The following is a 23,468-nucleotide window of genomic DNA, read 5'->3' on the forward strand; positions in this document are numbered from 1 at the left end:
CGGCCATCATGACCGCGAACGACCAGCCCGTGACTCGAGACACCGCCGCCGCGGCCATCGACATTGCCGCGCGCACCCTGGCGGTCCCGGCCGAGGCGATCCTGTCCTGCGAGCCCGTCAAACATGGCCTCACCAACCAGAGCTGGCTGGTGCGCACCAAGCAGGACGATGTGGTGGTTCGAATCAGCAACCAGGCCGAGCAGGCATTGCAGATCGACCGGCGCAGCGAGGCGTTGGTGCTGGCCGCGGTGGACGAGGCGGGCATCGGGCCGGAGGTGATCCTGTGCGATCCGGCGCAGCACGTGCTGATCACGCGTTATCTCGGCGATACCTGGAGGGAAGCCGATGCCGTGCAGGATGAGAACATCCAGCGACTGGGCCAGCTGTTTCGCCGCCTGCATCGCATAGCGCCGCCGGCGGGAGTCCGGCGTGTCGAGCTCAACGATACCCTCGAAGGGTATTTTCGCACGCTCCAGGAGCGTGGCATCCAGCCGGCGCTCACGACCAAGTCGCTACGCGACCGCGCGCTGCAAGTGGCATTGAAGTTGCGCGAGAACTCGGCCGCCACGCTGTGTCACAACGACGTGCATCATCTCAACGTCACGGACGACGGCAAGTTGCGGCTGATCGATTGGGAATATGCCGGCGTCGGTCAACGACTGTTCGATCTCGCCTCGACCTGCGTTTATCACAAGTACGACAAACTGCAGCGAGAGCAATTGCTCGGCGCGTACACCTCGCTCACGGAGCTTACGACCTGGCATCGCCTGGAACTGGCGTGCTGGTTGTTCGATTACGTGCGCGATCTGTGGATGGCGGTGAGGGAGAGCGGTGGATGATGCATTGACGTCGCTGGCGGCGGCCTTGAAAACGCCGACGCCGTGGCTCGCACCCTATCTTCCTGTCGCGCAGCGCGTACTTGCTGTAGCGAAGTCATCGTCGGTGGCCGATGCGCTGAACGCCGCCAGAGATGACGCCCTCGGTCCAGTGCGCTTCGTCGAGCAGGCGGCGCTTCCCAGCAACGAGCCCTACGAGTCCTTCATCGCTCGCACCGGCTGTGTGCCGACCAGGGACAACCTGCACGATCTGTTCAATGGCTTGATGTGGCTGAACTACCCCAAGACGAAGCGGCGATTGAACCTGCTCCATGCGGAAGAGATTGCGCGACGTGGTAAGGCCACCGGTGCGCGTGGCGCGCTGCGCGATGCCCTGACTGTGTTCGACGAGAACGCCGCCATACTGCAGGCGCCAGATGTTCTGGTGAGCGCCCTGCGTGAGCGTGACTGGAAACGGCTGTTCGTGGAGCTGCGGCCCGAGTGGCAGTCGGCACGCCTGGCGATCTTCGGTCACGCGCTGCTCGAAAAACTCATGCAGCCTCGCAAGCCGATCACTGCCCACGTCTGGCTGGTGCCGGATTCGAGCGACGAGGTGATTGCGTCGAGCCTGACGCCCGAGCGCCTGGCGGCGAAGGATTTCCTGCCTCTGCCGGTGCTGGGCGTGCCGGGCTGGTGGCCGGCCAATGAGCTGCCTGCGTTCTATGACGATGCCGATGTTTTCAGGCCGGCGCGTTGCTGATTCGATGTCAACCCGTATAGCCTTTGCGTCATGAGCTCGGCTGTCTTGAATTTGCGCGATGGGGTGTTGGTGCGGAGAAACGCCGTGGGGCCGGCGGATCTGGCGGAGATCGTCCGCTTCGTGCGGGATGCGACGTTGAGCGATTCTCCGGTGTCGAATTTCGCAGGCGAAGGCCAGGCCGGGGAAGTCGAGTGGGTCATCAACAAGGACATCCGCGATACGCAGCAGGTGCAGCTGACCGAGGCGATCGAAAAGAAGCTGCGCGCCATCGATGACAAGAGCATCGCGTCGTACATCAATCCGTACTACGAGGTCGAAGTACGCGACTGCGAGCCGCCGCAGATTCTTCATTACGGCCCGGGCGGCCACTACATTCCGCACGTCGATGCCGAAACGCTCTACAAGGACGACGACGGCATCGAGCTGTGGGAAAAGACGCTGGATCGCGACCTGTCGGTGGTCTATTTCCTCAATCACGATTTCTCGGGCGGCGAATTGTTTTTCCCGGGGCTGGACCTGGTGATCGAGCCCGAAGCGGGCACGCTGGTTTGTTTTCCTTCCGACCACAACTACATCCACGGCGTACGCCCCGTGACATCCGGCCACCGCTACGCTGTGGTCACATGGATGCGCGTGTCAGGCATGCCGGCCCCGGAAGAAATCAATCAGATGTGGATGGATGAATACCACCGGCACTGGCCGAGACAGATCGAGCAGCCGCCTTGCCTGGGGAAGGGGCGGGGCGTGGAGTTGCCGATTTCCTGATGATGTCAGGGGTGTGCACGGGAAATAACGTGCAGCAGGCACGGTACCTGTCATCAAGCAGCGCGAGATCGACGCGAAGAAGGACGACGGATTCTCGAACCCGCAGATTTCGGTCGGCAAGAACATCCGTGCCGTGCTCGACGAGTTGGCGCAGAACGCGCCTCCCTCCGGGTAACGCGCAGGCTGATCATGTAGTCGGCGTCGCGCCAGCTATTCCCGAGCCGTCACATCCGTCCGCTCGAGGTGTCGCTTGTTGAATCAAGCGGAAGATCGTCGATGTCGCGGCGTTGTCACGCGACTTCGCGTTCAATCCGGGCCGGCCCACTCGAAGGCGATGAGCTTGCTCGATTTGCCGGTGCGGTCCCACTTGAAGCCGAATGCATTCGCACGATCGGTCGTTGCGCGTCCCCAAGTCGCGACGCCGCCAGGGCCGGTTTCAGCACCGGGCAAGTTGTGAATCTTGGTGACTTTGCCGTCGCTGGTCGGGCCCATCAGCGCTTCCGCCGCCGCGAGCACGTCGTGACCGCGAATTTCCGCTTTCCATGTCGAAAGGTCGGGCGCGATCTGCACCTCGATGGGCGCGAACGCGAAACCCACGTGCTCGCCTTGCACCAACTCGCCGAAACGTTTCGGCCAGCCGCCGGCGTGGCCGCTGAAAACCGTTTGTAGCGCGGCGCGCTGGCCGTCATCGGCGCGCTCGTCCATGAAAATAGCATCCTTGAAATCGCTGGCCTTTTCCCAGACGTTGCCGCGGAACGAGCCGAGCATCGCGACGTTGAGACCATCGAGCGTGAGCGTGCCGTAGTGACCTTTCTGGATGTGCCAGATGAGAATGCCTTCGCAGAATCCGTCGTCGGGCGGTTGAGCCCACGAACACGGGCACGGGATCGCGCAGCGGCACACGTCGAACCATTGACCCTGGAGGGACCACTTCTGGACATCGCTCATGGGACCTCCCCTGCAACGAGGGCAGTCGACGTTACGATCCAGTGCCATTATGCGCTCGCTGGGGCGAAAGAGAAGTGGTGGCCACGCGGCGCTTGGAAGAGATATGAGAAAGTCTCCGTCCGTGAGAGACAAACCTTTTGTCATCGCCGGCCTTGTCGCGGTGACAGCATGCGCGTGGGCATATCTGATACCAGTCTCGCTGGATATGTACGGTCGCATGGACGGACCGGCCGCCTGGATGATGCAGACGAGCTGGGATGCACGTTACCTGCTGCTCATCTTTCTGATGTGGGCGACGATAATGGTCGCCATGATGCTGCCGAGTGCGCTGCCCACTGTCCTCATTTTCAGCAAAGCGGTCCGAAACGATGCAGCGGTTCGCTCGCCATCACAGCGGATGTTTGCTTTCGTAGCCGGCTATTTACTGGCGTGGCTGGGATTCAGTGTAGGTGCAACACTGATGCAGTGGGGATTGGCTGAGGCGGTGCTGTTGTCACCCATGATGGTGAGCGTCAGCCCGTGGCTGGGTGGCGCGCTGCTGATCGTGGCGGGCATCTATCAGTGGACGCCCTTGAAGTACGCCTGCTTGCGCAGTTGTCGCTCGCCCATGGCCTTTCTCATGGAGCATTGGCAACCCGGCATGCGCGGCGCGCTGCGATTGGGGTTGCGGCATGGGCTCGCCTGTGTGGGCTGCTGCTGGGCGCTGATGCTGCTTCTGTTCGTCGGCGGTGTCATGAATCTGCTGTGGATCGTTGCGATCACGGCATTCGTGCTGGTGGAGAAGCTCGCACCCATGGGCGCAGGCGGAGGGCGATTGAGCGGGCTTGCCTTGTTGATTGCCGGTGGGTGGGTGTTGGCGTCGCAAGCCAGCGCGGGCGGGTAGGCACGAACACTCGCCTTGCCCGACTGGATTCGCTGCGATGGCGCGCCGCGAAACTGTTCCTGGAGACAGGATGAACAGGCGTATGCTTCGAATCGAACTGCACTTGCACGAGGGGCCTATGACTATCAAGGCAGCGTTCTTGTCCGCGATCCTTTGCCTTTGCTGCGGGGCCGCACTGGGAGACGAGCAGAGGAATGTCGCCACCGCCAAGCGGGTCTTTCTCGAAAAGATGGGCGAGGGCCGCTTCGACAAGCTCGACGAGATCTATGCGCCAGGGTTCGTGGCGCACGGCCCCAGCAAGGACTACACGCTCGATGAGGACAATGCATCTGGCAAGGAATGGCGCAAGGCTTGTCCGGATCTGAAGGTCTCGGTACTGCGGACCGTCGCCGAACACGACCTGGTGGCCGTGCATTGGAATGCCAAGTGCACGAACACGGTGGCGGCGGCCGGCTTGCCGGGCCAGGGCGGCAAGGCCAGCGTCGACGGCATGACGTTCTTCCGCTTCGCGGATGCAAAGATCGCCGAGGAGTGGGGCATCATCGATATCGCGACGATGGTGCGCCAACTCGGCATCGCAGCGAAATAGACAGTTCGCGCTAGAACACGCTCCAGCGAAGGCCGATGCCCGCGACCTGGGCGTCGTAGCGCCGGTTGATGCGATTGCTGTCGCGATCGCTGCCCCGGTAGCTGAGCTCGATGGCGAGTTGGTCGCGCGGCTTGTACGTGAACGTGAACAGGCCGGTGAGCACGTCGTCATTGCGTTGTTCGCCGACCAGAATCAGGTCGCGAGTGTTGATGTATTCCTGGTCCTCGTAGGAGATCGAGAGCGCGAACATCAGCTTTTCGGTGGGACTCCAGGTGGGGGCCAGGCTGTAGCCGTCCGAAATGAAGTAATCGGATTCGACGTCCGTATAAGCCTTCAGCTCGCGCCAGCCTGCGAACAACATCGAGAACTTGGTGCGCGGCTTCCAGTCGATTTCGGCGCGCCATACGTCACCTTTGTAGTTGCCGTCCGGATTGGCCGGGCGCTCGCGTTCGACGTAGCCGGCGCTGAAGCGCAACTGCGTGCGCACGGTTGCCGTGTAGGTGAAGCGGGCCAGCGCGGCGTTCTCTTCGAAGTCGCTCTGGTTCAGGCCATTCGCATCCAGGGGCGCATCCGGAAACTTCGCATCCATATAACGGTACTCGACGCCGAAGGAATGAAACGACGGCGTCTGATAGTCGATGCTGACGCGGCCGAGATCGGCTTCGAGATTTTCCTGACGACGGCGGTTCAGGTCGTGCTCGGTTTCCATGCGGCCGCCGCCGGCGATGATCGACCAGCGCGGGCCGAGCTCGTAGCGCAAGAAGCCGTTGTAGTTGAACGTCTCGATCAAGTCGCGGTCGGTGCCCAATGTCTGCGCGAAGTCAGCTAGCTTGCGGCCATAGGTGCCGGACAGGCGGCCGGACAACGCGGTTAGCATGTGCAAGTCGAGCTGCACCGTCGCATCGCCGCCGTGGTGGTCCAGATAGTCATTGTCCTGATAGCGAGCATCGAACACGCGGCCTTTGAGCCGCAGCGTCTGCTGGCCCAGATGAAAATCGTTGCCGACACCGACGGCGAGCAGATTCACATGGTCTTCGCGCTCGACCACCCGCGGCACCGCATTGGGGTCGGTCGGATCGACCGGGATGCTGAGATCCTCGGTCTCGGCGGCGCGGAACAAGTTGTCGTCATAGGAGAACTGATTCGAGATATAGAAGTGTTCTTCTTGCTTCTCGTCCGGTTGGGCGGCCAGTGCGACGTTGCTCAGGGTGACATTGCACAGGGCCGTGCCGGCCGCTGCCAGGCACAGCGAGTTTCGACGAAGTCTTCCCAGCTTCGCGGTCATTGTTCCCCTCCTACCACTTTGCAAATTGAATGGTGACCTTGCGGCGAGGCGGTCGAGTGGTCGCCTCAAGCTCGCTTCATGAACAGTCGCAGTACGTCGCGGTCCGACGGCATCAGATGGATGCGCGTCAACGCGAGGAATATCAGGCCGCCGCCCGCGCTCAAGCTCACCAGTCGCAACAGCGGAGGCCACTCGACGGCGCGCAGCTCGATGTCGGCGAAGTAGAGAATCGCCGCCATCACGATCGCTTTGGCGATGTTGGGCAGGACCGCGCCCAGCAATCGAGGCACCGTCTGCTGCACCAAGCTCAGCAGCGCGCCGATCGAGACCACGCAGTTGATTAGCGTGACCACGAAGTAAGCGGCAGCGACACCCAGCACTCCCCAATGCACGCCAACCAGGAAGCCGGTCACATGCAGGGCGCTGCTGAACAGTCCGAGGCGGAATAGCAGGTCGGTACGGGCGAGCGCCTGGAACACGATGCCACCCGCGCTGACCAGTGACTGGATGAAACCGATCGGTGCCAGCCACAGGATCAGGGATGCGACCATAGCCCACGAATCGCCCAGCGCCACATCCACGAACGGCTCGCGCAGCACGATCAAGCCGGCCATCATCGGCGCCGTAAAGAATGAAATGACCGCCAGCAAGCGCAGATGCATGGCGCCCAGCTCGCTTGGCGAATGCTGGTGGCGGCTCATCATCGGAAACAACGCGCGCATCGCCACGAACGTGAGGTTCTGCAGTGGAAACAGCATCACGCGATAGGCGATCGAATACGGACCCAGCGCGGTGGGGCCCAGCATGCGTCCGATGATCATCGTGTCGGCGTTGCGAGAGAAATAGTTCACCAGATTGAAACCAAACAAGCTGCCGCTGTAGCCCCACAAGCCTTTGGCATGTTCGAGGCTCCAGCCCCACTTCATCTTCGTGTCCGAGGCCAGCCAGAACTGAACGGCTGACAGCACTGCCACTGCGAGCGTCTGCAGCACCAGACTGTAGGCGCCGGCGCCCATGTAGGCGGTGACCACCGCGATCACGAAGCCCGTCAGCAACGCCGTGATCTCGATGCGCGCCACGGTGGCGAATTTCGAAGCACGTTCGAGCAGCGCTTGATGTACGGTCGAGCCGCTGAGAAACGGAAACGCCAGCGCGGCCAGCTGCACCAGCGGTGTCAGTCCCGGCGCCTTGAATATGACCGCCAGCGGAAACGACAGCGCGAGCAGCATCGCGGCCAGGCCAATGCCGATGAAACAGTTGCTCCAGTGCGCCGTGAGCACCGTTTGTTCATCCAGCTGGTCTCGCTGAATGATGGCCGACGCCGTGCCCATGTCACGCAGCAGCAGCGCGAAATTGTTGATCGCGAAAACGATGGCGACCAGGCCGAAGTCGGCTGGCGTAAGCAGCCGCGACAGAATCAGCAGGCTCAGCAACTGCACGCTGATCCGGGTGACCTGGGCCATTCCGACCCAGCGCGCATTCCTGACTGCCGACATCAGCGCTCCTGTCGAGTCACTGCTGCCGGGCCGCCAGTGACGAGATCAGCCGCGGCTGACGAAGGTTGCAACGTGCCACGCGGCGCCAGAGATCGTTCGAACTTCGGCCGCAGCCAGCGGCCCACGATCCGGTAATGTCGCTCGAATGCCATGTACAGCACGTAAGAGCAGCCGTGTGCCGCAGCTACCGCGATGGCGACGTGCAGCCAGGTACTCTCGACGCGCACGTTCTCCAGCACGACGATTAAGACCGTGTTGTGGGCCAAATACAAACTGTAGCTATACGACGCCAGGAAATTCACCGACCCGCGCAGCACGCCCGGCAAGTTGCGCACGCACATCAGCAGCGCCAGCACGCCGAACATGACCATCGCCATCAAGGTCGCGGTCTGGAAATCGTAGGGATGAAAGCCGACCTTGCCGGCGCGTCCGATCAGCGCGATGAGGCCGAAGCCCAGCAACACCGTGCCGACGAAGCGAATGCCCGGATAACCGTTGGCGCGCCACACATGAAACAAATAGCCCGCGATGGCGCCGAGCAACCAGATCAGCGTCAGCGACTTGCCACCGCCGGCCGCTGCGTTCCAGATCAATACCGGTAGCGCGACAGCCACCAGCGCGGCGCCCAACCATCGATCGATGCGCTCGCGCTTCAACACGCAGAAAACAAACAGGCCCATGGACACGTAGATCCACATCTCGATGGCCACGGTCCAGAACGGCTCGGCGGAGTTGTATGAGCGAATGCGCCACGACAAGTCGATGCCGGCAACTTCCAGGCCCTGGAACGCGGCATGATCCTGGAGCAGCAGCAGATTGCCGATGAAGGTGAGCAGGCCGGTGTTTGCGCCACCCTGGCTATGATTACTCTGGATCAGCAGGACATTGGCGAGCGTGATCAGGATCAATGCCGGAACGTAAGGCGTCATGATGCGTGCGACGCGGTCGGCGAAGAAGCCGGGGAAGCGCGGCTCCGGCTTGTTCAGCCAGTTCAGCATGGACTGCATGATCAGGAAGCCGGACAGAAGAAAGAAGATCGCGACGCCGAGATTGCCGAGGCTGTACGGATCGACGGCATGGAAGTACAACGCCACGACATGTGCCGCTATGACCATGTTGGCGCCGGCCGCGCGCAGCGCGTCCAGGTAGGCCGACGCCATTTCGCTCATGGCGTGACCGTCAGTACCTGTACCTGCGCCGATGGGAGTGCTCATTACAAGACCCCTGCTTTCTGCAGGGCTGGCTGCAGCACTTCTTTCCAGCGTGCGTGGCCCGCGGCGGAGAGATGAAGCAGATCGTTATTGAAGTAGCGAGGGTCCGGTGTACCGTCTTCGGTTGCCGTGGCCGCGTATAGATCCACCAGCGTCACGCCCTTCGTCTCCTTGGCGATCTGACGCACGCCGTCATTCAGTGTGCGTCGTTGTTGTTCGTCCACTGGCGCATTTGGCTGTGCGCTCGGCGGTACGGTGCACAGGAACACCGGCACTTGTGCGTGCTGTTCATCTCTGAGCGCGAGCATGGACCGAATATTCTCCAGCGTCGCGCTGGCGAGCTGGCGCGCGGTGAGGTCGTTGATGCCGATCAACACCACAATGGCCTTGGGATTCAGGTCCAGCACGTCTTCCCGGAATCGAAACAACAGGCCGCGGCTTACGTCGCCGCCAATGCCGCGGTTCGCCACCAGCGTTCCAGGGAAGTCCGCGCCGAGGGTTTTCCAAGTGCCGGTCAGCGAGTCGCCCGCGAACACGATGGCGCCTTGTTTCTTGGCGCGCTCGGTCCAAAAGAAATCCCGGTTCTGTTTCATCCATCCGAACACGCGGACCACGCCTTTGCCGGGCCAGTCTTCGGCGCGAGCGGGATAGGGCGACGGCGCCGACTTGCCTGCAGTTTCGGATGCGCTGAGTGCGTGAGCGCCAATCATCAGCGCGATGGCGCTCAAGAGAGTTGTAATAGGAGTGGCGCGGCTCATGAGCGAGCTCCCAATCGGGAGCGCAGAGCGCCGTAGTAGCGCAGTCCGAGACTGTGCTTGAGCAACAGACTCACGGCGTTCGGAACGGCCAGCGCTCCTGACAATACAGACAACGCCAGACGCCACGACCAGCGCAGCGCGCCAGCAGCGCCAGGCGCCGGGCCGACGCTGCGAATCTCGAGCCCAAGCCTTTGTGACATCGTGAGCCGGGGATGCAGGCTCAGGAACGTACCCATCACCGACGGATCGGGATTGGCGCTGACCCGCTTCGGATTGCCGACATTGCGCCACTCGACCAGCGGCTGCGGACAGAACACCGCGCCGAGGCCGGCGTCGCCCAGCGTCAGCACGAAATCGAGATCCTGAAAGCGCCGCAACCGTTCGTTGAAACGGCACCTGTCGAGCAGATAGCGCGGCACCATCAGCGAGCTGGTCTGCATGAGGTTGCCGGACTTGAGCAGGTAATCCGCGAGGCTTTCGCCCGGCAGCGGCTCCCTCTTGGGCAGGATGTGCTTCTCGCCGTACTCGTTGACTTGCTCCACCGCAGTAAAACAGAACGATTCGCGGATCTGCGTGCGCAACAGCGCCATCTGATTCGCCAGCTTGTTCGGTGCCCAGAGATCGTCGGCGTCGAGGAACGCCACCACGTCGCCGGTCGCGTGGTCGATACCCCGATTGCGGGCTGCGCCTCCACCTCCATTCTTCGGGCTGCGCACGACGAGCAGGTCGGGACCCGCGACGGCTTCGGCTTGCTGGATCGTGTCGTCCTTGGAGCAGTCATCGACCACGACAATCTGCGTCGGGCGCAATGTCTGTGCTCGTGCGGTGGCGATGGCCTGCTGAATGGTGTCGCGTGAGTTGAACGCGGGAATGACAACTGACACCGATTTGAGCGAGCTGTAGTTCATGAGAGCCTCACACCAGGTGCGGTTGCATGGCCGGGTAGGTCAGTGACGTGGCGAACGTTCCACCATTCAAGCGCGCCACTTCGTATGGCCGATCCTTACGTGGACCCGCCAGATGAATCACAGATAGCGGACGGTGCGGTGCCGCCGGTTCGCAGAGCAGCTTCTTTTCGGCGTTCCATACCGGACAGCTCAGATGCGGCAGCCAGTTGAAGCGTGCCGGCAGGAACGTCGTGGACAATTGGCCGAGGTGGATGGCGGCGAACAGCGCGTGCTGGTCCATGTTCACTTTGCCAGTGCGTTCCAGCGCTTTGGTGTAGTAGCGCTGCCACTCTCGCCAATGCGGTGCGTCGTCCTTCAAGCACAGCACGCCGATGTTGATGCTGGTGGCGAAGGAGCAGCGCAGCCCGGCGAGGATGCTGAACGATGCCACCATGTTGCCGGTCCACCATTTCAAATCGACGAACGTCTTGCGATAGCCGGGGCCGTTCTCGGTGACGACAGCGGCGCCGCGCTGGCGTGCACCTTCTACATACGCGGTGACGAATTCCGGCGTCTGCATCCAGGCGTCGGCGTCGAACCACAAATAGACTTCATAACCGGTGAAGTAATCTCGCAACGCTGTGCGGGCGACCAGCCCAATGTTTCGAAGCTGGCGCGCCTCCTGCGGCACGGGCAGCGTCCATTCCGGTTGAACGATCTTGCAGCCAAGCGTATTCAGCTGCGCGCGCTGTTCATGGGTCAATCCTTGGTCGATGATGCCCAGGTCGATCGCGCTGGTTTCCGCATGCGCGCGCAGAGAGCTGATCGCCGCGATCATCCATGGAAAAAAGTGTGCGTCGCCGCCGGTGATGATGATTTCGCGACTCAAACGTAAGCTCCTATTGCCAGTCGCACCTCATGCCGCGAAGATCGGCGCAGCGATGCGCTCGAGATCGAGAGGTGGAAATGAGCATCATGGTGCTGGCGATGGCGGCCGCGGCGAGTTGTACGGCCCTGCTCGGCGAGCCGATCGACGCCGCGCGGCCGTACAAACAAACCGGCGAGTTCGAGCTGGTCAAGGATTGGACGTTTGGCCGACGTCGCGAAGATGCGACCATCGATACGCGCGCCAGGCTGGACCAGGAATTCTTCTATCGATACATCTACGAGAACGGCAAGCTCGATGGCCTGAAGACCTACTGGTCGTACCATCGCGACTATCCCGACGGCGATCCGCGCGCGCTGCACGTGTTCGATGACTGCACGCTGACATTGAAGGGCCGCATTCCGCCGGGCGGCGGCTTGAAGCCGCGCGGCCTGGAGTCGGGCATGCTGCGTGCAAAGCTGCCAGTGACCGAGGGCATGTACATCGAGATGCGAGCGAAGCTGCCCACGGGCATCGGTGCATGGCCGGCGTTCTGGTTGAACCCGGGCGTGCAATATCCTGACGGCACGTTCTCCGAGCTGCCCTGGCCGCCGGAAATCGACATCTTCGAGTTTTTCAATTGGCAGGGCCGGCCGAAGACGCGCGTGATGACCGGCTACGTGCAGTGGCACAAACATCCGGAGCGTTACGGTCCGCCCAAGGACCTGTGGACCAGATTCAAGAACAACGAATACATCCCCGGTTGCGATTTCTCCGAGGACTTTCACGTGTTCTCGCTCGACTGGGTCAAGGACCAGCCCATCTGGCTGCTCGATGGCGAGCCGATCAAGCAGACGTATTACGTGTGGAGCAAACCCGTGCCCGCGCACATCCTGGTCACCAACCAGCTCGGCATGGTGTTGAACGGCGTCGATGTCTCGGCAATGAAAGCCGACGAGTCGCAGTGGAATTACGTGATCGACTACATCCGCGTCTGGCGACGCCGGCCCTGAGCGACGACGCTGGCAGCGATATTCAGGATGCCGGCTAGGGGCGGCCATGGCGCCTCACGAACCACTCACGGGAGTGCGGGATGAGCGGAGTTGCTGCTTGACCCAACCCTTGGCGAGTCCCAGGGGAGCACGCAGCTTCCACAATGCGCTCTTGGCGGTCGCCGCGACATTGGCTGCACCTGGCATCACCATGGTCATGTCGGCGATGCACAGCACCGGCTTACCCGAGCCTGTCGCGATCTCGCGTGCCTGGCCGAGATCGCTTTCGTAGAACATCGACGCGTGGGTCTCGCGATAGAGGCGGATCTTGTGCGAGCAATGGGCGCCGAGGCGAATGCGCTCGGCCTTGCTCGGCAAATCTACGAGGTGAAGCTTGCCGTAGGAAATATTGTGGGCGGCGAGCCAGTCTTCAGTCAGCGTGCGATATTTCTCGAGGCGCGCCGACACGATATGTCCGATGCGGAGCGTTGGCCGGAACAGCGGCCTCGCATTGGCGAGAAACTTCTCGTAGCGCGGACCGTCGTCGTTGTCATGCGTGGTGGGGTCGACGCACAGCACGCCATCCAGATCGAAACAGGCATTCTCGACGCAGGCGTGATGGAAGGCGTTCCATTCGAAGAGCCGCGGCTGAGGCAGGGTGATGAAGGAAACGTCGACGCTGCGCTTGTGCGACGGCGCGACGATGGCAGCGCAAGTTGAAACGCGGCCGGTATAACCAGACTCCCGGACTCCGGCCAGCGCCTTCTGCATGGAGCTGCCGCTGGCGATGCTGTCATCGACCAGCAGGAGGTGCCGCGCCTGACGCAGCGAAGTCAGCTCGACGGCCAGCTTGCGCGTATGTCCGTGGCCGATGGTGCCGTCCGCGATGAAGCTGTCGATATCGCAGACAAGGCGATTCAGGAACAGGCCGATCTGGTACGCCGGTACCATGCCACTGCGCGGGATGCCGACGATCAGGTCCACGTCCGCCGGGATCTCGTACAACCTGCCGCGGATGGCGTCAGATAGCTGGGCGAATGAAACGTAACCGAACATTCAGCGCTCCTTGCTCAGGCGCTCGCAGCGGCGGCTGCGCGCGACGAACGAGCGGGTGGAGTCGAGCGCATCTCCTGCAACTCGGCTATGCGCTGCTGCAGGTGGAGACCGCGATCTTCCCAGCGATACAAACTGCGCGCCTGCTCGAATGCCGCCGTGTGCAATCGATTGAGCTGGTCCAGGCGGTCGATGTGATCGATGATGGCGGAGGTGAGCCCGGCGAAATCGGCGCTGGTGATCAAGTCCTCGCGCAACCGTGTGGGAAGCCCCGCCGCTGCTGCGTCGACGGTCGCAACCGGTGCGCGGCCAAAGATGTAATCCAGGAACTTCAATTTGAAGCCGCCGCCAATCAGTTCCGGCACGATGGCGATGCGCGCCTGGGCCAGGAACGGTCCCAGCTCGGACACGAATCCCTTGAAGCGCGTGGCTCGGCTGTTGGCGAGCAATGTTTTTTTCAGATCGTCCGGGACGTCACCGGCAACGACCAGCTCGATGCCGTGCGCGGCGAACTTCGCGTCAGCGTGCTGGACGAAGCGGGACAAGTTTTCTTGCTTCACCACCCATTGGAACGAACCAACGATCACCACGCGGCGCGGCACTGATGCGTCGATCACGCGCGGGGGAGCTACTGGGCCGTCGTAGCCCGGCGTCAGAGTGAGAGTGTTCCGGTCGGCGCGGTGGGCGCGAATTGCCTGCTCGTCTTCGCTCGTGATCGCCGAGACCAGATCGACCTCGCGCAACAGTCGACGCTCCAGCCCGCGAACTTTGTAGTAGTTCTGCCAGAGCGCGATCCGCTTCGGCAAACCCGCTGCAGCCTGTTGCGCCATCGAGCGCCACAGCACCTCTTCATGATTGTGGGACACATGAACCAGGATGGTTCTGGCACCCAGCTTGCTGGCGCAGTAGCGCTTGCAGCGGTCCAGCGCCCAACCGGCGCCATAGCTATCGAAGATGATGGCGTCCCACGATTCGCGTAGTTGTTGCTCCAGCAGTGCTCGATACTCGTTGGTCGAATCGACGGCCGCGGTCAGTGGCAAGCGGCTCAGCAGGGCAATCACCTGGCTGCGACGATCGCCCGGCACCGAAGCCCATTCCAAGCGAGCGCAATTCTTTGGCGTAGCTTCGGTGCTGCCGAAGCCAAGCACGCGCACGAATGCGCCCGCTTGTGCCAGCGCTTCGGAAAGTTTGGCCGAGTACACCTTCAACCCCTCGTTCATGGGGTAAGGCACATGGCGACTGATCCACAAACATCTCATTCGGCGACCTTGCGTAGCGATGCGACGGGCGTCCAGGTCTGGAACGATTCGCCGCGCACTGACTTCCAGACCCCCAAGCCGGCGCCCGCCATGCTGGTGAGAATGTCCACGATCTGCGAGAACGGCTTGATCGTGTAGCGGGCGCCGAGAATGAAACCGATGATGGCGGCGGCGACCAGCACGGCCGCGGCCCATGCGTAGCCGGCCACGGCCAGGGCAGCGACCACGAAGATTCCAGAGAGCGCGAGGAAATAAATGCACAGCCAGCGCAGCAGCTTGTGCGACACATATTTATAGACCGTGAGTGCATCCATCTTGCGGATGCAGGGCCAGATCAGCCGGTGCACGTTGAACGCCTGGCAAGCGATGCGTGACTTGCGACCGAACTCGTCGGCTGCGTTGCTGGCCGACTCTTCATAGGCGCGCGCGTCCTTGGATTGCACCACGCGATATCCCTGGATCAGCACCCAGAACGAAACGAACATGTCGTCGATGATGTGATCCGGCGGCGCCTTGTGCAGCGTGCGGCGGATGGCGAACAACGATCCGTCGGCGCCCATCACCGAGCCGGTCTGCTGTTCCAGGCGCTTGATGCCTTCCTCCAGCCGCCAGTACAGCGAGCCCGTCGAAGCGGTCACCGATGCGCTGCCGTTGGTGTAGATGAGGTTGCCGCACACGCAGCCAATCTCGGGGTCCGCGAACGAAGCGCGCATCTTGTCGAGCACTTCCATATCGAGCATGACGTTCGCGTCCGTAAACAGGATCACGTCGCCGGTGGCGCGGCTGGCCAGTAGATTCATCCCGTATGTCTTGCCGTGCCGCGCCGGAGAAACGTGGAACTGGATGTGTGGCGCGTAGGTCCGCAGACGCTTCGCTGTCTGGTCGCTGGCGGCATCCACATAAACGAGAATCTCCAGCCCCGGCTCGCGTTGCTTGAGGGCCAGCAAATTCTGCAGCTTCTCTCGAATCACGCCTTCTTCGTTATAGGCGCACATGCAGATGGTGAAATCGATGTTCGGCTGGCGTGCCGGCAAGGGCTTGGCGCGATAGGGGCGCAGCTTCTTCAACAGCTTCAGCGACAGCGGATAGGTCACGAAGGGATGCTGGGCAAGTCCCAGACTGATCATCGCCAGCGCCAGCAGGATGAGCTCCAATGACATGGCCTCAGCCTCGCGCCATTCGCACCGCTTTCGGCGGCAGGTTGGTGGCGGCGACGGTCTGCACCTTCCGTGTGGAAGTCAGCACCAGCAGGCCCAGCGCCAAACCATGCGAGAACGGCACGTACATGCCGTTGAGCAGGAAGGTGAGCGCGATGGCCACACTCAGCATGCGCGGCAGCGGCGAAGCAAACAGGGAGCTGGCGATGAACGCGAAGTAGGTGAAGGCGCCGACGACGCCAAACTCGAAGACCATCTTGGTCATGGGCATGTCCGCTACTTCGATGTTGAACAGGTGCGCGTAGTCCATGAACGCGCCGGCGCCATAGCCGAACAAGGCGCGCTTCAGATCGGGCCACAGCATCTGGTCGAACAAATGGAAGCCGCCCACGAAGCGCGCGAAGCCGCTGGAGTTCGGGTCATCGAATTCGCCGGCGCGGCTGGCGATGAAGTCCAGGTTGAGCAGCTCGCCAAACGCGAGCAGGGCGGCGAGGCCGACGACGCCCAGCGCCAGCAGGTCCCAGCGGCGGTGAATGAACACCACGAAAGGCATGCAGATCAGCAGGATCAGAATGCCCGTACCCGCGTGCGCCACCAGGATGCCGATCGCGTACAGGCCCAACGGCCACAACCGGCGGTTCGTGACCGATTCGGCGACGATGGCCACGGCGAGGAACTGCGTGAGGAACGAAGGCTCGAGCATGAACACGCCGGTGGCGCGGAGTTGCGTCGAGTGATAGTTGATCGTGCCCTGGGCATTGAAGCCCTGCACCACGAAGTCCTGCGGGATCAAGTTGTCGATCGGATACAGCAGCGCCGTGTCGACCAAGCCTTGCAGGAAATATTGAGCGATCGCCAGCACCGCCAGCACCTTGGCGGTGAGCAGGAAAAAGGCGAGCACCTTGGGGGCAAGCTCGTCACCGCGAATGACCACCAGCACATAGGGAATATGCAGCAGGGCCAGCATCATCAGCGAGTTCAGCGAGAAGGTGCCGGCCTGCAACAGCTGCGGCAGGATCAGCACTGCCAGCGTGATGCAGTAGAAACCCAGACGCTTCGGCTCGATGCGTATGCGGTCGTCGAGCATGCCGAACGCCAGTATGAGCATCATCAGCGGCAACGCGATGCCGATGCCCAAGGTGGTGTAACCGGGGATACCGAACTTCGACAGCACGCTGGCGCACGCAATCGGCGTGCACAGCACCAGCAGGGGCACGAAGTCGCGTTGCAGTTGCGTTCGCGGCGCGGCGCGAACGCCGCCAAGAGCATCGATTGCCGTCGTGTCAGCCACTGATCACGGTGCCCAGCACGTGGGTCAGGTTGGGATCGAGCTGCGCCTTCATGCGGGCGATGTCGATCAGGCGCGTGCTGTCCCTGCGCGTGCCAAGCAGGCAGCCGCGAGCGCGGGCCGCGACGATCTGGCCATCGGCGAACTCGAGCAGCGGCGGCGTGTCGATGATGATCACATCGTAACGGCCGGACATTTCTTCCAGCACGTGCGCAAACGGCAAGCGGCTCAGCAGCTCCTGTGGGTTCGGCGGCAGCGTGCCGGCCGTCAATACATTCAAACAATCGAACTGTGCGATCTTGCGCAGCGCCTTCTCGGTGCGGATCTGGCCCTTGATCAGATCGGTGAGGCCGTCGCATTCGCCAAGACCGAATAGATGATGTTGCACGGGCCGGCGCAGGTTGGCATCGATGAGCAGCGTGCGCTCGCCGAGTTGCGCAAACACGATGGCGAGATTCGCTGCCAGCGTGCTGCAGCCTTCGCCGCTGCGAGCCGAGCAAACGGCGAGTGTGCAGTCATGCTCGCCCATCCAGCGCATCAGCAACTGGCTGCGCAGCGTTCGCAGACCCTCGGCGTACTGGCCGAAGGGATCGTAAGCGGCGGCCAGTATCGGCGACAACGCCGACTCTCCGATGCGAGCGATCGGATAAGTGAACTGTTGGGCCAGCGCCTGCCGCAGCTCACCCTCGGTGATGAGCTTCATGGCCACGGCCACTTTGCCGAACGGCTCGCCGCGATCCAGGTGCGCGGCCAGCACCCTTTGCAGATCGGCCTCCGAGATGGCGCCCATGTTCAACAGGATCTCGCCAATGCGGTTGCGAGGTCGCGTGACCCTGGGGAGTCGGGCTCTGGGTTCGACGGCGGCGTCCATAGCGGGCGTCCTCAATGGCTCGATCCGAAGTCAGTTTGCTCGGGCGACATTGGGCTGCAGCTTCAGCGCGCGCTGCACTTCACGCCGCTGGTGACGGCGCGCGGCGGCGGGCAGTTGCGGCAACTCCGCGAGCACGGGCAGATCGGTGAAGTCGCTCAGGTCCTCGATCGAACGCAAGCGGCGGTTGCCGACTTCCAGAGTGAGAATCCAACCGATGGCGAGCGCGATGCCGGCAAACAGGCCGACCACCAGGTTGAGCAGGATCTTCGGCGAGTCGGGCATCAGCGGCGGCGTGGCCTGGTTGAGGATCGCAACGTTGGTGCGATCGACGCGGCTCTCGAGCTTGGTCTGATTGGCCTGCTGCAAGGCCGAGTCGTAAGCGGCGCGCGCGCTCTCGACATCACGGCTCAGCACGGCCAGCTCGTCCTGCTGACGCTTGAGCGCGATGATGCGATCTTTCTGTTCCTCCAACGCCTTCTGCACTTCGCCGACCTGGCGACGGGCAATGGCAGCGCTCTGCACCAGCGAGCCGCGCGTCACGCCGATCTCGACGTTGAGCTTGGACTTCAGCGCGGTGACCTCGGCGGCCGAAGCGAGATACTGCGGATGCCTCTCGCCATAGCGCTCGCTGACTTCGGCGAGCTTGGATTCGGCGCGCGCCAGCTCCGCCTTCAGGCTCTGAATGGTCGGGTTCTTCATCAGGTCCGGCAGCGAATCCAACTGCTCGCTGGAGGTGATCTGCTGGCTGCGCGAGTTGGCGTCGAACATCTGTGCCTGTACTGCGACCAGTTGATTGGAAATCTCCTGCAGGCGGGCGTTCTCGACGTCCATGCGCGCGGCATCGACACCCAGCACGCCATGATCGGCTTGATATTTGGACAAGCGGCCCTGCGCGGCGACCAGCTGATCGCGCAGCTGCGCCACCTGTTCCTCGTACCACGTGACCTGGCGGCGAGCCGGATCGACGCGCAGCTCGAGGCTGGCCTGCATATAGGCTTCGGCGAACGCGTTGGCCATCTGCGCCGCATCGATCGGATCGCGACTGCCGTAGGAAATACGGATGATGTTGCTGTTGCGAGCGGTCTTCGCGTCTACCGCGAGCAGCAGGTTTTCTACCAGCCAGGTATCCAGATCGCTGGCAGCGCCGCTGTCGCGATAGGCCGCGACGATCTGCGGATTGGTGGCCAGGCCCAGCTTGTCGATCACCTTCATGGCCACGTTGCGGCTCTTGATGATCTCGGTCTGAGTGGCGAGGTGCGAAGGCACCAGCATCGGCGCCAGCGCCGTCTGCTTCATCGGGTCGTTGCCCTGCAGGTCGACCACCAGCGCCAGCTGGGCGACATATCTCTTCGGCGACAGCAGGCTGATGAGCGCCACGCCGGTCACCACGACCAGCACGATGGTCGTGAACAGCACCGCGCGTCCGCGAAGAACTCTCAACGTTTGAGCGAGGCCCATCATAGTGCTTGGTTCCCGGTGGTTACCCAGATCAGAACAGGCCTTCCTTGACCATGATCACGTCGTCGGCCTGCAACTGGTCGGAGCCCCTGGCCGAGTAGTGCTCTTCCTTGCCGGTCTTCGGGTCCTTCCGCTTGACCACCACGCGTCGCTCGGAGCCGCGCGTGGTCAGACCGCCGCCGGCAGAGATCGCTCGCGATACCGTCATGCCACGCTCCAGCTTGTACATCCCCGGCTTTTGCACTTCGCCGTAGATATAAAACTGCGGTGCGCGCGGTACATACAAAGTGTCGCCACCAGCCACCGCATGGTTCTGGGCAGGGTCGCCACCGAACAACGCCGCCAGATCCACGTTCGCCTTGCTGCCGTCCTTGCGCATCAATGTCGCCACGTCGGCCGCTTCTTCGGCGATCGGTCCGCCGGCCTCGGCGAGTACGTCCAGCACGCGGCTGGCCGACTGCAGCGAATACTGGCCGGGCTTGGTGACGTGGCCCATCACCGACACCTTCTGGCTGCGATACTCGGTGACCAGCACCGAGACCTGCGGCTGACGCAGATATCCGCCGTCCACGAAGGCGCTCACCAGCAACGCTTCCACCTGCGCCGGCGACTTGCCGGCCACTGGCACCTGGCCGATCAGCGGATAAGTGATGTTGCCGGACTCGCTCACTCGCACCTCGCCCGATAACTCCGGTGAACCAAACACGCTGACCCGCAGCAGGTCGCCCGGTCCCAATCGATAGTCCGCATCCGCCGCGTGCGCCCAACTGGTGAGCATGGAGCAGATCACCAGCAGCACCGCGGCGAATGTGAACACCGATGCAAACGTCCTGTTGCACTTGTCCTGACTCATTGCGTCGAGCTTCATTGCGCGTGCATCGGCTGCGCGGCCGATCGAAAACTAGTAAGCATGTCGGTCGTTCCAAACCACCATGGCGGTCTTGAGAATGATCATCAGGTCGAGCGTCAGCGACCAGTGCTGCAGATATTCGAGATCGTGCTCGATGCGCGCGCGCATGGAACCGATGTCGTCACCGCCGCGAAAGCCGTTGACCTGGGCCCAACCGGTGATGCCCGGCTTCACTTTGTGCCTGAGCATGTAGCCGGGGATGAGTCGTCGATATTGCTCGTTGACCGCCACCGCGTGCGGTCGCGGACCGACGATGCTCATCGAGCCTTCCAGCACGTTGAACAACTGAGGCAGCTCATCGAGCGAAGTGGCGCGAATGAATGAGCCGACCGGCGTCACCCGCGAATCGTTGCGCGTGACCTGCGTATAACTCTTGTGGCCATCTTCCGTGACAGTCATCGAGCGGAATTTGTAGACCACGATCTGCTTGCCGTCCAAGCCATAGCGCTTCTGACGAAAGATCACCGGGCCCGGCGAGGTCAGGCGAATGGCCGCGGCAACGGCCAGCATCACCGGCGACAGCAACGCGATGGCCAGGGCGGAGATCGCGATGTCGCTGGCTCGTTTGGCGATACCGCGGCCGCCGTAGAACGGCGATTCGCATACCGCCACCACCGGAATGCCGTTGACCAGGTCGAAACGTGGCTGCACCAGGTCGCACATGGTGAGGTCCGGTACGAAGTACACCGACGCTGTCGAGTCCTTCAACGATTGCAACAACTCGGTGAGGCGAGGATGCCGCGTCATCGGCAACGTGATGTAGACGACATCGATCGAATTGCGAGCGATGTAGTCGCGCATCCTGCTCAGCTTGCCGATCAGCCGCCGCGCGCAATCCTCGGGCAGCCGGCCTGCGTCGCGATCGTCGAAGAAGCCCAGCACTTCCATGTTCAGCCAGGGCGACTCCTGCAGCTTCTTTGCGAGCTTGGCGCCGAGCCGGTTGGCCCCGGCGATCACGACCCTGCGCGGTGCGCCGCTGTTGCTGGCACGAACGAACAAATGCGGTGCGTACAGCCGGCCCACCCACAGCACCAGCGGTGTCGCGACCGCCCAGCTGGCCAGCACTTCCCAGCGCAGCTGCCTGGCGATGCCGGCGATCTCCAGCAAGGCCCAGATGAACGCGATCACCAGCGACCAGCGGAAGATGATGTCGAGCAGCGACGCGATCGCCAACGAGCGCGCGCGCGGCGGCGCCATCGGCAGGGCATCGAGCACGTCGGCCGCACCGAAGAAAGCAAGCACTGCCATGAGGAAGTACGGCCCGTCCAGGCTTTCGCGCCACGCCGCCATGCACAGCGCCAGCGTCAGCACGGGCATGACCGGATAGAGCAGCGACTTCAGCACGAACAGCGACGTGGGCTCCGACGCGCTCACGCCGGCTGAACGGTCGTAAGACCTCAAAGGTTGGCGTTGATTGATCATCACACCTCCCGCAGATGCGGAAGCAGCTCGGTCTACAGATCGCTGAAGCGATGCGGACGGAGGAAGCGATGCTTGCGGCGCAGCTGATGGCCAATCAGCAGCACCGTGACCAGCGCCATGAGCCAGCCGCTGGGCATGGAATCCTCCATGCCGGCACGCGGGGCCGTTCCCGACAGGCTGGTGTTGGTCAGTGATGATCGTGAATTCGAACGCGCCCTGTGGCCGTTCATGTTGGGACCCGGGTTGGTGCTCGAGCTGCCATTCAGATTGGCGCCGAGATTGGATCCGAGGCTGCCATCGAGGCGTGCCTGGTTCTGGCCCGCGACCAGCTGGGTCGCGGCGGTAGTGCCGACCACCGCGGCACCGACGGTGCCTGCGATCGAGCCACTGATGTTGCTGTTGATGGCCGGGTTCGCCAGCGCGGCCCAGCTGCTACTCACGGCTACGAGAGCCAACGCGAGTCTGTTTAGACGCATGCATCACTCCTCATCAATGACGCACACTCAAACAGGCACGGTTGTCTGATCGTGTGTGCGTTGCGCCCCCGTCCCCACGGCTCGCAAAACATTTGCGAGACTCGAAGCGTCTCGCCCATCATCGCTTGCTCATCAACGAAGCAAGTTTTATTCCACTGTAATTTTTGCCGTCGCTGAACGGCGAAACATCTCCCCGAGTGCTCCTGTGCGCACCGAAATATATCTAACAAACTCTCGTGATGTTAATTAGACGAATCTCGATTGCTGCGCAAGTACAACATTGGAACGCGACGAGCAGATGACACGCTTCACTCTTGAACAGTTCCGATGCAGCTGTGCATCAATATGGAACAGTCGCTGCGCGTGTTGAATCATTCCTCGCCGCTGGATACGCAACAGCGTTTGCAAACATCTGTCGCTTGACTGCTAGAGCCGGCCAACTGGCCGCCCGCGCTGTTCGCAAATTGCGACAGCGCGGTTCGACAAATCGATCGAATCGATCAACCGCTCTTCTTCTCGGTTTGTCGTGCCACGGCCTCGGCGGCCGCCCGGATCGCTTCGGGGTCGCCCAGGAAGCGTCTGGAGGTGGGCTTGAGTGCACTGTCCAATTGATAGTGAATGGGCACTCCAGTCGGGATGTTGAACTCGACGATCTCGGCATCCGACATTCCGTCGAGCATCTTCACCAGCGCGCGCAAGCTGTTGCCATGTGCGACAACCAGTACATCCCGTCCGGCGTTCAACTCCGGAGCGAGCCGGTTGTTCCAGTACGGCAGCACTCTATCGAGCGTGGTCTTCAAGGATTCGGTGACGGGCAGCTCTTCGGGCTTCAGCGTGCTGTAGCGGCGGTCGAAGCGCGGATGACGTTCGTCGTCCAGCGACAGCGCCGGAGGTGGGATGTCATAGCTGCGTCGCCAGATCTTCACCTGGTCGGCACCATACTTTGCAACTGTTTCAGCCTTGTTGAGGCCCTGCAGGGCGCCGTAGTGACGTTCATTGAGGCGCCAGCTTCGTTCCACCGGCAGCCACATGCGATCCATCTCGTCCAGCACGATCCACATGGTGCGAATGGCGCGCTTCAATACCGAGGTGAACACCTGCTGGAATTCGAAGCCTTCCTGCTTGAGCAGGCGCCCGGCGGAGCGGGCCTCTTCGCGGCCTTGCTCGGTGAGATCGACGTCCACCCAGCCGGTGAACAGGTTTTCGAGATTCCAGGTGCTTTGGCCGTGGCGCAGAAGTACGAGTTGTCCGGGCATGACTGCAGTTGGAGTTGATAGGGGACGGCTTTATAACAGACATCGCCCCCAACCCGCAGGTGTC

The 23,468-nt window shown here is 62.3% G+C and carries 23 protein-coding genes; 6 read left to right on the forward strand and 17 right to left on the reverse strand.

The window, feature by feature from the left end; translation table 11 throughout:
* Positions 1-8 precede the first annotated feature (8 nt).
* The 3 genes from VGE08_RS08780 to VGE08_RS08790 are packed head-to-tail and all read left to right on the forward strand — an operon-like array spanning position 9 to position 2,340.
* On the forward strand, positions 9-839 hold the full coding sequence (locus VGE08_RS08780) for a choline/ethanolamine kinase family protein (protein WP_331067488.1): 831 nt from the start codon (positions 9-11) through the stop codon (positions 837-839).
* The gene (locus VGE08_RS08785) at positions 832-1,575 is read left to right on the forward strand and encodes a DUF3025 domain-containing protein (protein WP_331067489.1); all 744 of its coding nucleotides are present in this window, start codon (positions 832-834) and stop codon (positions 1,573-1,575) included. The genes VGE08_RS08780 and VGE08_RS08785 overlap by 8 nt, the downstream gene beginning before the upstream one ends.
* A gap of 30 nt (positions 1,576-1,605) precedes the next feature.
* Complete coding sequence (locus tag VGE08_RS08790) at positions 1,606-2,340, forward strand: 2OG-Fe(II) oxygenase (protein WP_331067490.1); 735 nt, start codon at positions 1,606-1,608, stop codon at positions 2,338-2,340.
* Between the two features lie 306 nt (positions 2,341-2,646).
* Here VGE08_RS08790 and VGE08_RS08795 read toward each other — a convergent pair whose 3' ends face one another.
* Positions 2,647-3,288, reverse strand: a complete 642-nt coding sequence (locus VGE08_RS08795) for a DUF1326 domain-containing protein (RefSeq protein WP_331067491.1) — start codon at positions 3,286-3,288, stop codon at positions 2,647-2,649.
* Between the two features lie 205 nt (positions 3,289-3,493).
* On the opposite strand from VGE08_RS08795, the gene VGE08_RS08800 reads away from it, so the two are divergent.
* Entirely contained in the window at positions 3,494-4,171 is a 678-nt protein-coding gene (locus tag VGE08_RS08800) for a DUF2182 domain-containing protein (RefSeq protein WP_331067492.1), read from the forward strand.
* A gap of 118 nt (positions 4,172-4,289) precedes the next feature.
* A complete protein-coding gene (locus VGE08_RS08805; RefSeq protein ID WP_331067493.1) occupies positions 4,290-4,760 on the forward strand; it encodes an ester cyclase in 471 nt (156 codons plus the stop codon).
* A 10-nt stretch (positions 4,761-4,770) separates the two neighbouring features.
* Here the strand turns inward: VGE08_RS08805 and VGE08_RS08810 are convergent, their stop codons facing one another.
* The 6 genes from VGE08_RS08810 to VGE08_RS08835 form a co-directional block, all read right to left on the reverse strand.
* The gene (locus tag VGE08_RS08810; RefSeq protein WP_331067494.1) at positions 4,771-6,045 is read right to left on the reverse strand and encodes an outer membrane beta-barrel protein; all 1,275 of its coding nucleotides are present in this window, start codon (positions 6,043-6,045) and stop codon (positions 4,771-4,773) included.
* A 65-nt stretch (positions 6,046-6,110) separates the two neighbouring features.
* Complete coding sequence (locus tag VGE08_RS08815; protein ID WP_331067495.1) at positions 6,111-7,541, reverse strand: lipopolysaccharide biosynthesis protein; 1,431 nt, start codon at positions 7,539-7,541, stop codon at positions 6,111-6,113.
* Complete coding sequence (locus VGE08_RS08820) at positions 7,541-8,755, reverse strand: acyltransferase (RefSeq protein WP_331067496.1); 1,215 nt, start codon at positions 8,753-8,755, stop codon at positions 7,541-7,543. Before VGE08_RS08820 ends, VGE08_RS08815 begins: the two co-directional genes overlap by 1 nt.
* A complete protein-coding gene (locus tag VGE08_RS08825; protein ID WP_331067497.1) occupies positions 8,755-9,510 on the reverse strand; it encodes a GDSL-type esterase/lipase family protein in 756 nt (251 codons plus the stop codon). The genes VGE08_RS08820 and VGE08_RS08825 overlap by 1 nt, the downstream gene beginning before the upstream one ends.
* Complete coding sequence (locus VGE08_RS08830) at positions 9,507-10,418, reverse strand: glycosyltransferase family 2 protein (protein WP_331067498.1); 912 nt, start codon at positions 10,416-10,418, stop codon at positions 9,507-9,509. The genes VGE08_RS08825 and VGE08_RS08830 overlap by 4 nt, the downstream gene beginning before the upstream one ends.
* A 7-nt stretch (positions 10,419-10,425) precedes the next feature.
* The gene (locus tag VGE08_RS08835) at positions 10,426-11,286 is read right to left on the reverse strand and encodes a glycosyltransferase (protein ID WP_331067499.1); all 861 of its coding nucleotides are present in this window, start codon (positions 11,284-11,286) and stop codon (positions 10,426-10,428) included.
* A 77-nt stretch (positions 11,287-11,363) separates the two neighbouring features.
* Here VGE08_RS08835 and VGE08_RS08840 point away from each other — a divergent pair, with 77 nt between their 5' ends.
* Entirely contained in the window at positions 11,364-12,275 is a 912-nt protein-coding gene (locus VGE08_RS08840) for a glycoside hydrolase family 16 protein (RefSeq protein WP_331067500.1), read from the forward strand.
* A gap of 54 nt (positions 12,276-12,329) precedes the next feature.
* Here the strand turns inward: VGE08_RS08840 and VGE08_RS08845 are convergent, their stop codons facing one another.
* The 10 genes from VGE08_RS08845 to gpmA all read right to left on the reverse strand — a co-directional run bounded on the left by VGE08_RS08845 (position 12,330) and on the right by gpmA (position 23,404).
* Complete coding sequence (locus VGE08_RS08845) at positions 12,330-13,310, reverse strand: phosphoribosyltransferase family protein (protein ID WP_331067501.1); 981 nt, start codon at positions 13,308-13,310, stop codon at positions 12,330-12,332.
* Between the two features lie 14 nt (positions 13,311-13,324).
* On the reverse strand, positions 13,325-14,527 hold the full coding sequence (locus VGE08_RS08850; RefSeq protein ID WP_331067502.1) for a glycosyltransferase: 1,203 nt from the start codon (positions 14,525-14,527) through the stop codon (positions 13,325-13,327).
* 35 nt (positions 14,528-14,562) lie between these two features.
* Positions 14,563-15,726, reverse strand: a complete 1,164-nt coding sequence (locus tag VGE08_RS08855; protein WP_331067503.1) for a glycosyltransferase — start codon at positions 15,724-15,726, stop codon at positions 14,563-14,565.
* 4 nt (positions 15,727-15,730) lie between these two features.
* A complete protein-coding gene (locus VGE08_RS08860) occupies positions 15,731-17,014 on the reverse strand; it encodes a hypothetical protein (RefSeq protein ID WP_331067504.1) in 1,284 nt (427 codons plus the stop codon).
* Entirely contained in the window at positions 17,007-17,882 is an 876-nt protein-coding gene (locus tag VGE08_RS08865) for a polysaccharide biosynthesis tyrosine autokinase (RefSeq protein ID WP_331067505.1), read from the reverse strand. The genes VGE08_RS08860 and VGE08_RS08865 overlap by 8 nt, the downstream gene beginning before the upstream one ends.
* A gap of 30 nt (positions 17,883-17,912) precedes the next feature.
* Positions 17,913-19,343: a chain length determinant protein EpsF gene (gene epsF / locus VGE08_RS08870; RefSeq protein ID WP_331067506.1), complete on the reverse strand. Its 1,431-nt coding sequence runs from the start codon at positions 19,341-19,343 to the stop codon at positions 17,913-17,915.
* 28 nt (positions 19,344-19,371) lie between these two features.
* The gene (gene epsE, locus VGE08_RS08875) at positions 19,372-20,208 is read right to left on the reverse strand and encodes a polysaccharide export protein EpsE (protein ID WP_331067507.1); all 837 of its coding nucleotides are present in this window, start codon (positions 20,206-20,208) and stop codon (positions 19,372-19,374) included.
* A 33-nt stretch (positions 20,209-20,241) separates the two neighbouring features.
* Positions 20,242-21,672, reverse strand: coding sequence for an undecaprenyl-phosphate glucose phosphotransferase (locus VGE08_RS08880; protein WP_331067508.1), 1,431 nt, complete (start codon positions 21,670-21,672; stop codon positions 20,242-20,244).
* Between the two features lie 32 nt (positions 21,673-21,704).
* On the reverse strand, positions 21,705-22,148 hold the full coding sequence (locus VGE08_RS08885; protein ID WP_331067509.1) for a hypothetical protein: 444 nt from the start codon (positions 22,146-22,148) through the stop codon (positions 21,705-21,707).
* Between the two features lie 500 nt (positions 22,149-22,648).
* Entirely contained in the window at positions 22,649-23,404 is a 756-nt protein-coding gene (gpmA, locus tag VGE08_RS08890) for a 2,3-diphosphoglycerate-dependent phosphoglycerate mutase (protein ID WP_331067510.1), read from the reverse strand.
* Between the last annotated feature and the right edge of the window lie 64 nt (positions 23,405-23,468).

Origin of the sequence: Steroidobacter sp. (assembly GCF_036406195.1) — a bacterium.
Taxonomy (GTDB): Bacteria; Pseudomonadota; Gammaproteobacteria; order Steroidobacterales; family Steroidobacteraceae; genus Steroidobacter.

What these genes read in the sequence shown, in the direction of transcription:
- VGE08_RS08780 (WP_331067488.1), top strand. Translation starts at nt 9, where the DNA reads ATGACCGCGAACGACCAGCCCGTGACTCGAGACACCGCCGCCGCGGCC.
- VGE08_RS08790 (WP_331067490.1), top strand. Translation starts at nt 1,606, where the DNA reads ATGAGCTCGGCTGTCTTGAATTTGCGCGATGGGGTGTTGGTGCGGAGA.
- VGE08_RS08795 (WP_331067491.1), bottom strand. Translation starts at nt 3,288, where the DNA reads ATGAGCGATGTCCAGAAGTGGTCCCTCCAGGGTCAATGGTTCGACGTG.
- VGE08_RS08800 (WP_331067492.1), top strand. Translation starts at nt 3,494, where the DNA reads ATGTACGGTCGCATGGACGGACCGGCCGCCTGGATGATGCAGACGAGC.
- VGE08_RS08805 (WP_331067493.1), top strand. Translation starts at nt 4,290, where the DNA reads ATGACTATCAAGGCAGCGTTCTTGTCCGCGATCCTTTGCCTTTGCTGC.
- VGE08_RS08810 (WP_331067494.1), bottom strand. Translation starts at nt 6,045, where the DNA reads ATGACCGCGAAGCTGGGAAGACTTCGTCGAAACTCGCTGTGCCTGGCA.
- VGE08_RS08815 (WP_331067495.1), bottom strand. Translation starts at nt 7,541, where the DNA reads ATGTCGGCAGTCAGGAATGCGCGCTGGGTCGGAATGGCCCAGGTCACC.
- VGE08_RS08820 (WP_331067496.1), bottom strand. Translation starts at nt 8,755, where the DNA reads ATGAGCACTCCCATCGGCGCAGGTACAGGTACTGACGGTCACGCCATG.
- VGE08_RS08825 (WP_331067497.1), bottom strand. Translation starts at nt 9,510, where the DNA reads ATGAGCCGCGCCACTCCTATTACAACTCTCTTGAGCGCCATCGCGCTG.
- VGE08_RS08830 (WP_331067498.1), bottom strand. Translation starts at nt 10,418, where the DNA reads ATGAACTACAGCTCGCTCAAATCGGTGTCAGTTGTCATTCCCGCGTTC.
- VGE08_RS08840 (WP_331067500.1), top strand. Translation starts at nt 11,364, where the DNA reads ATGAGCATCATGGTGCTGGCGATGGCGGCCGCGGCGAGTTGTACGGCC.
- VGE08_RS08845 (WP_331067501.1), bottom strand. Translation starts at nt 13,310, where the DNA reads ATGTTCGGTTACGTTTCATTCGCCCAGCTATCTGACGCCATCCGCGGC.
- VGE08_RS08850 (WP_331067502.1), bottom strand. Translation starts at nt 14,527, where the DNA reads ATGAACGAGGGGTTGAAGGTGTACTCGGCCAAACTTTCCGAAGCGCTG.
- VGE08_RS08855 (WP_331067503.1), bottom strand. Translation starts at nt 15,726, where the DNA reads ATGTCATTGGAGCTCATCCTGCTGGCGCTGGCGATGATCAGTCTGGGA.
- VGE08_RS08865 (WP_331067505.1), bottom strand. Translation starts at nt 17,882, where the DNA reads ATGGACGCCGCCGTCGAACCCAGAGCCCGACTCCCCAGGGTCACGCGA.
- epsF (WP_331067506.1), bottom strand. Translation starts at nt 19,343, where the DNA reads ATGATGGGCCTCGCTCAAACGTTGAGAGTTCTTCGCGGACGCGCGGTG.
- epsE (WP_331067507.1), bottom strand. Translation starts at nt 20,208, where the DNA reads ATGAAGCTCGACGCAATGAGTCAGGACAAGTGCAACAGGACGTTTGCA.
- VGE08_RS08880 (WP_331067508.1), bottom strand. Translation starts at nt 21,672, where the DNA reads ATGATCAATCAACGCCAACCTTTGAGGTCTTACGACCGTTCAGCCGGC.
- VGE08_RS08885 (WP_331067509.1), bottom strand. Translation starts at nt 22,148, where the DNA reads ATGCGTCTAAACAGACTCGCGTTGGCTCTCGTAGCCGTGAGTAGCAGC.
- gpmA (WP_331067510.1), bottom strand. Translation starts at nt 23,404, where the DNA reads ATGCCCGGACAACTCGTACTTCTGCGCCACGGCCAAAGCACCTGGAAT.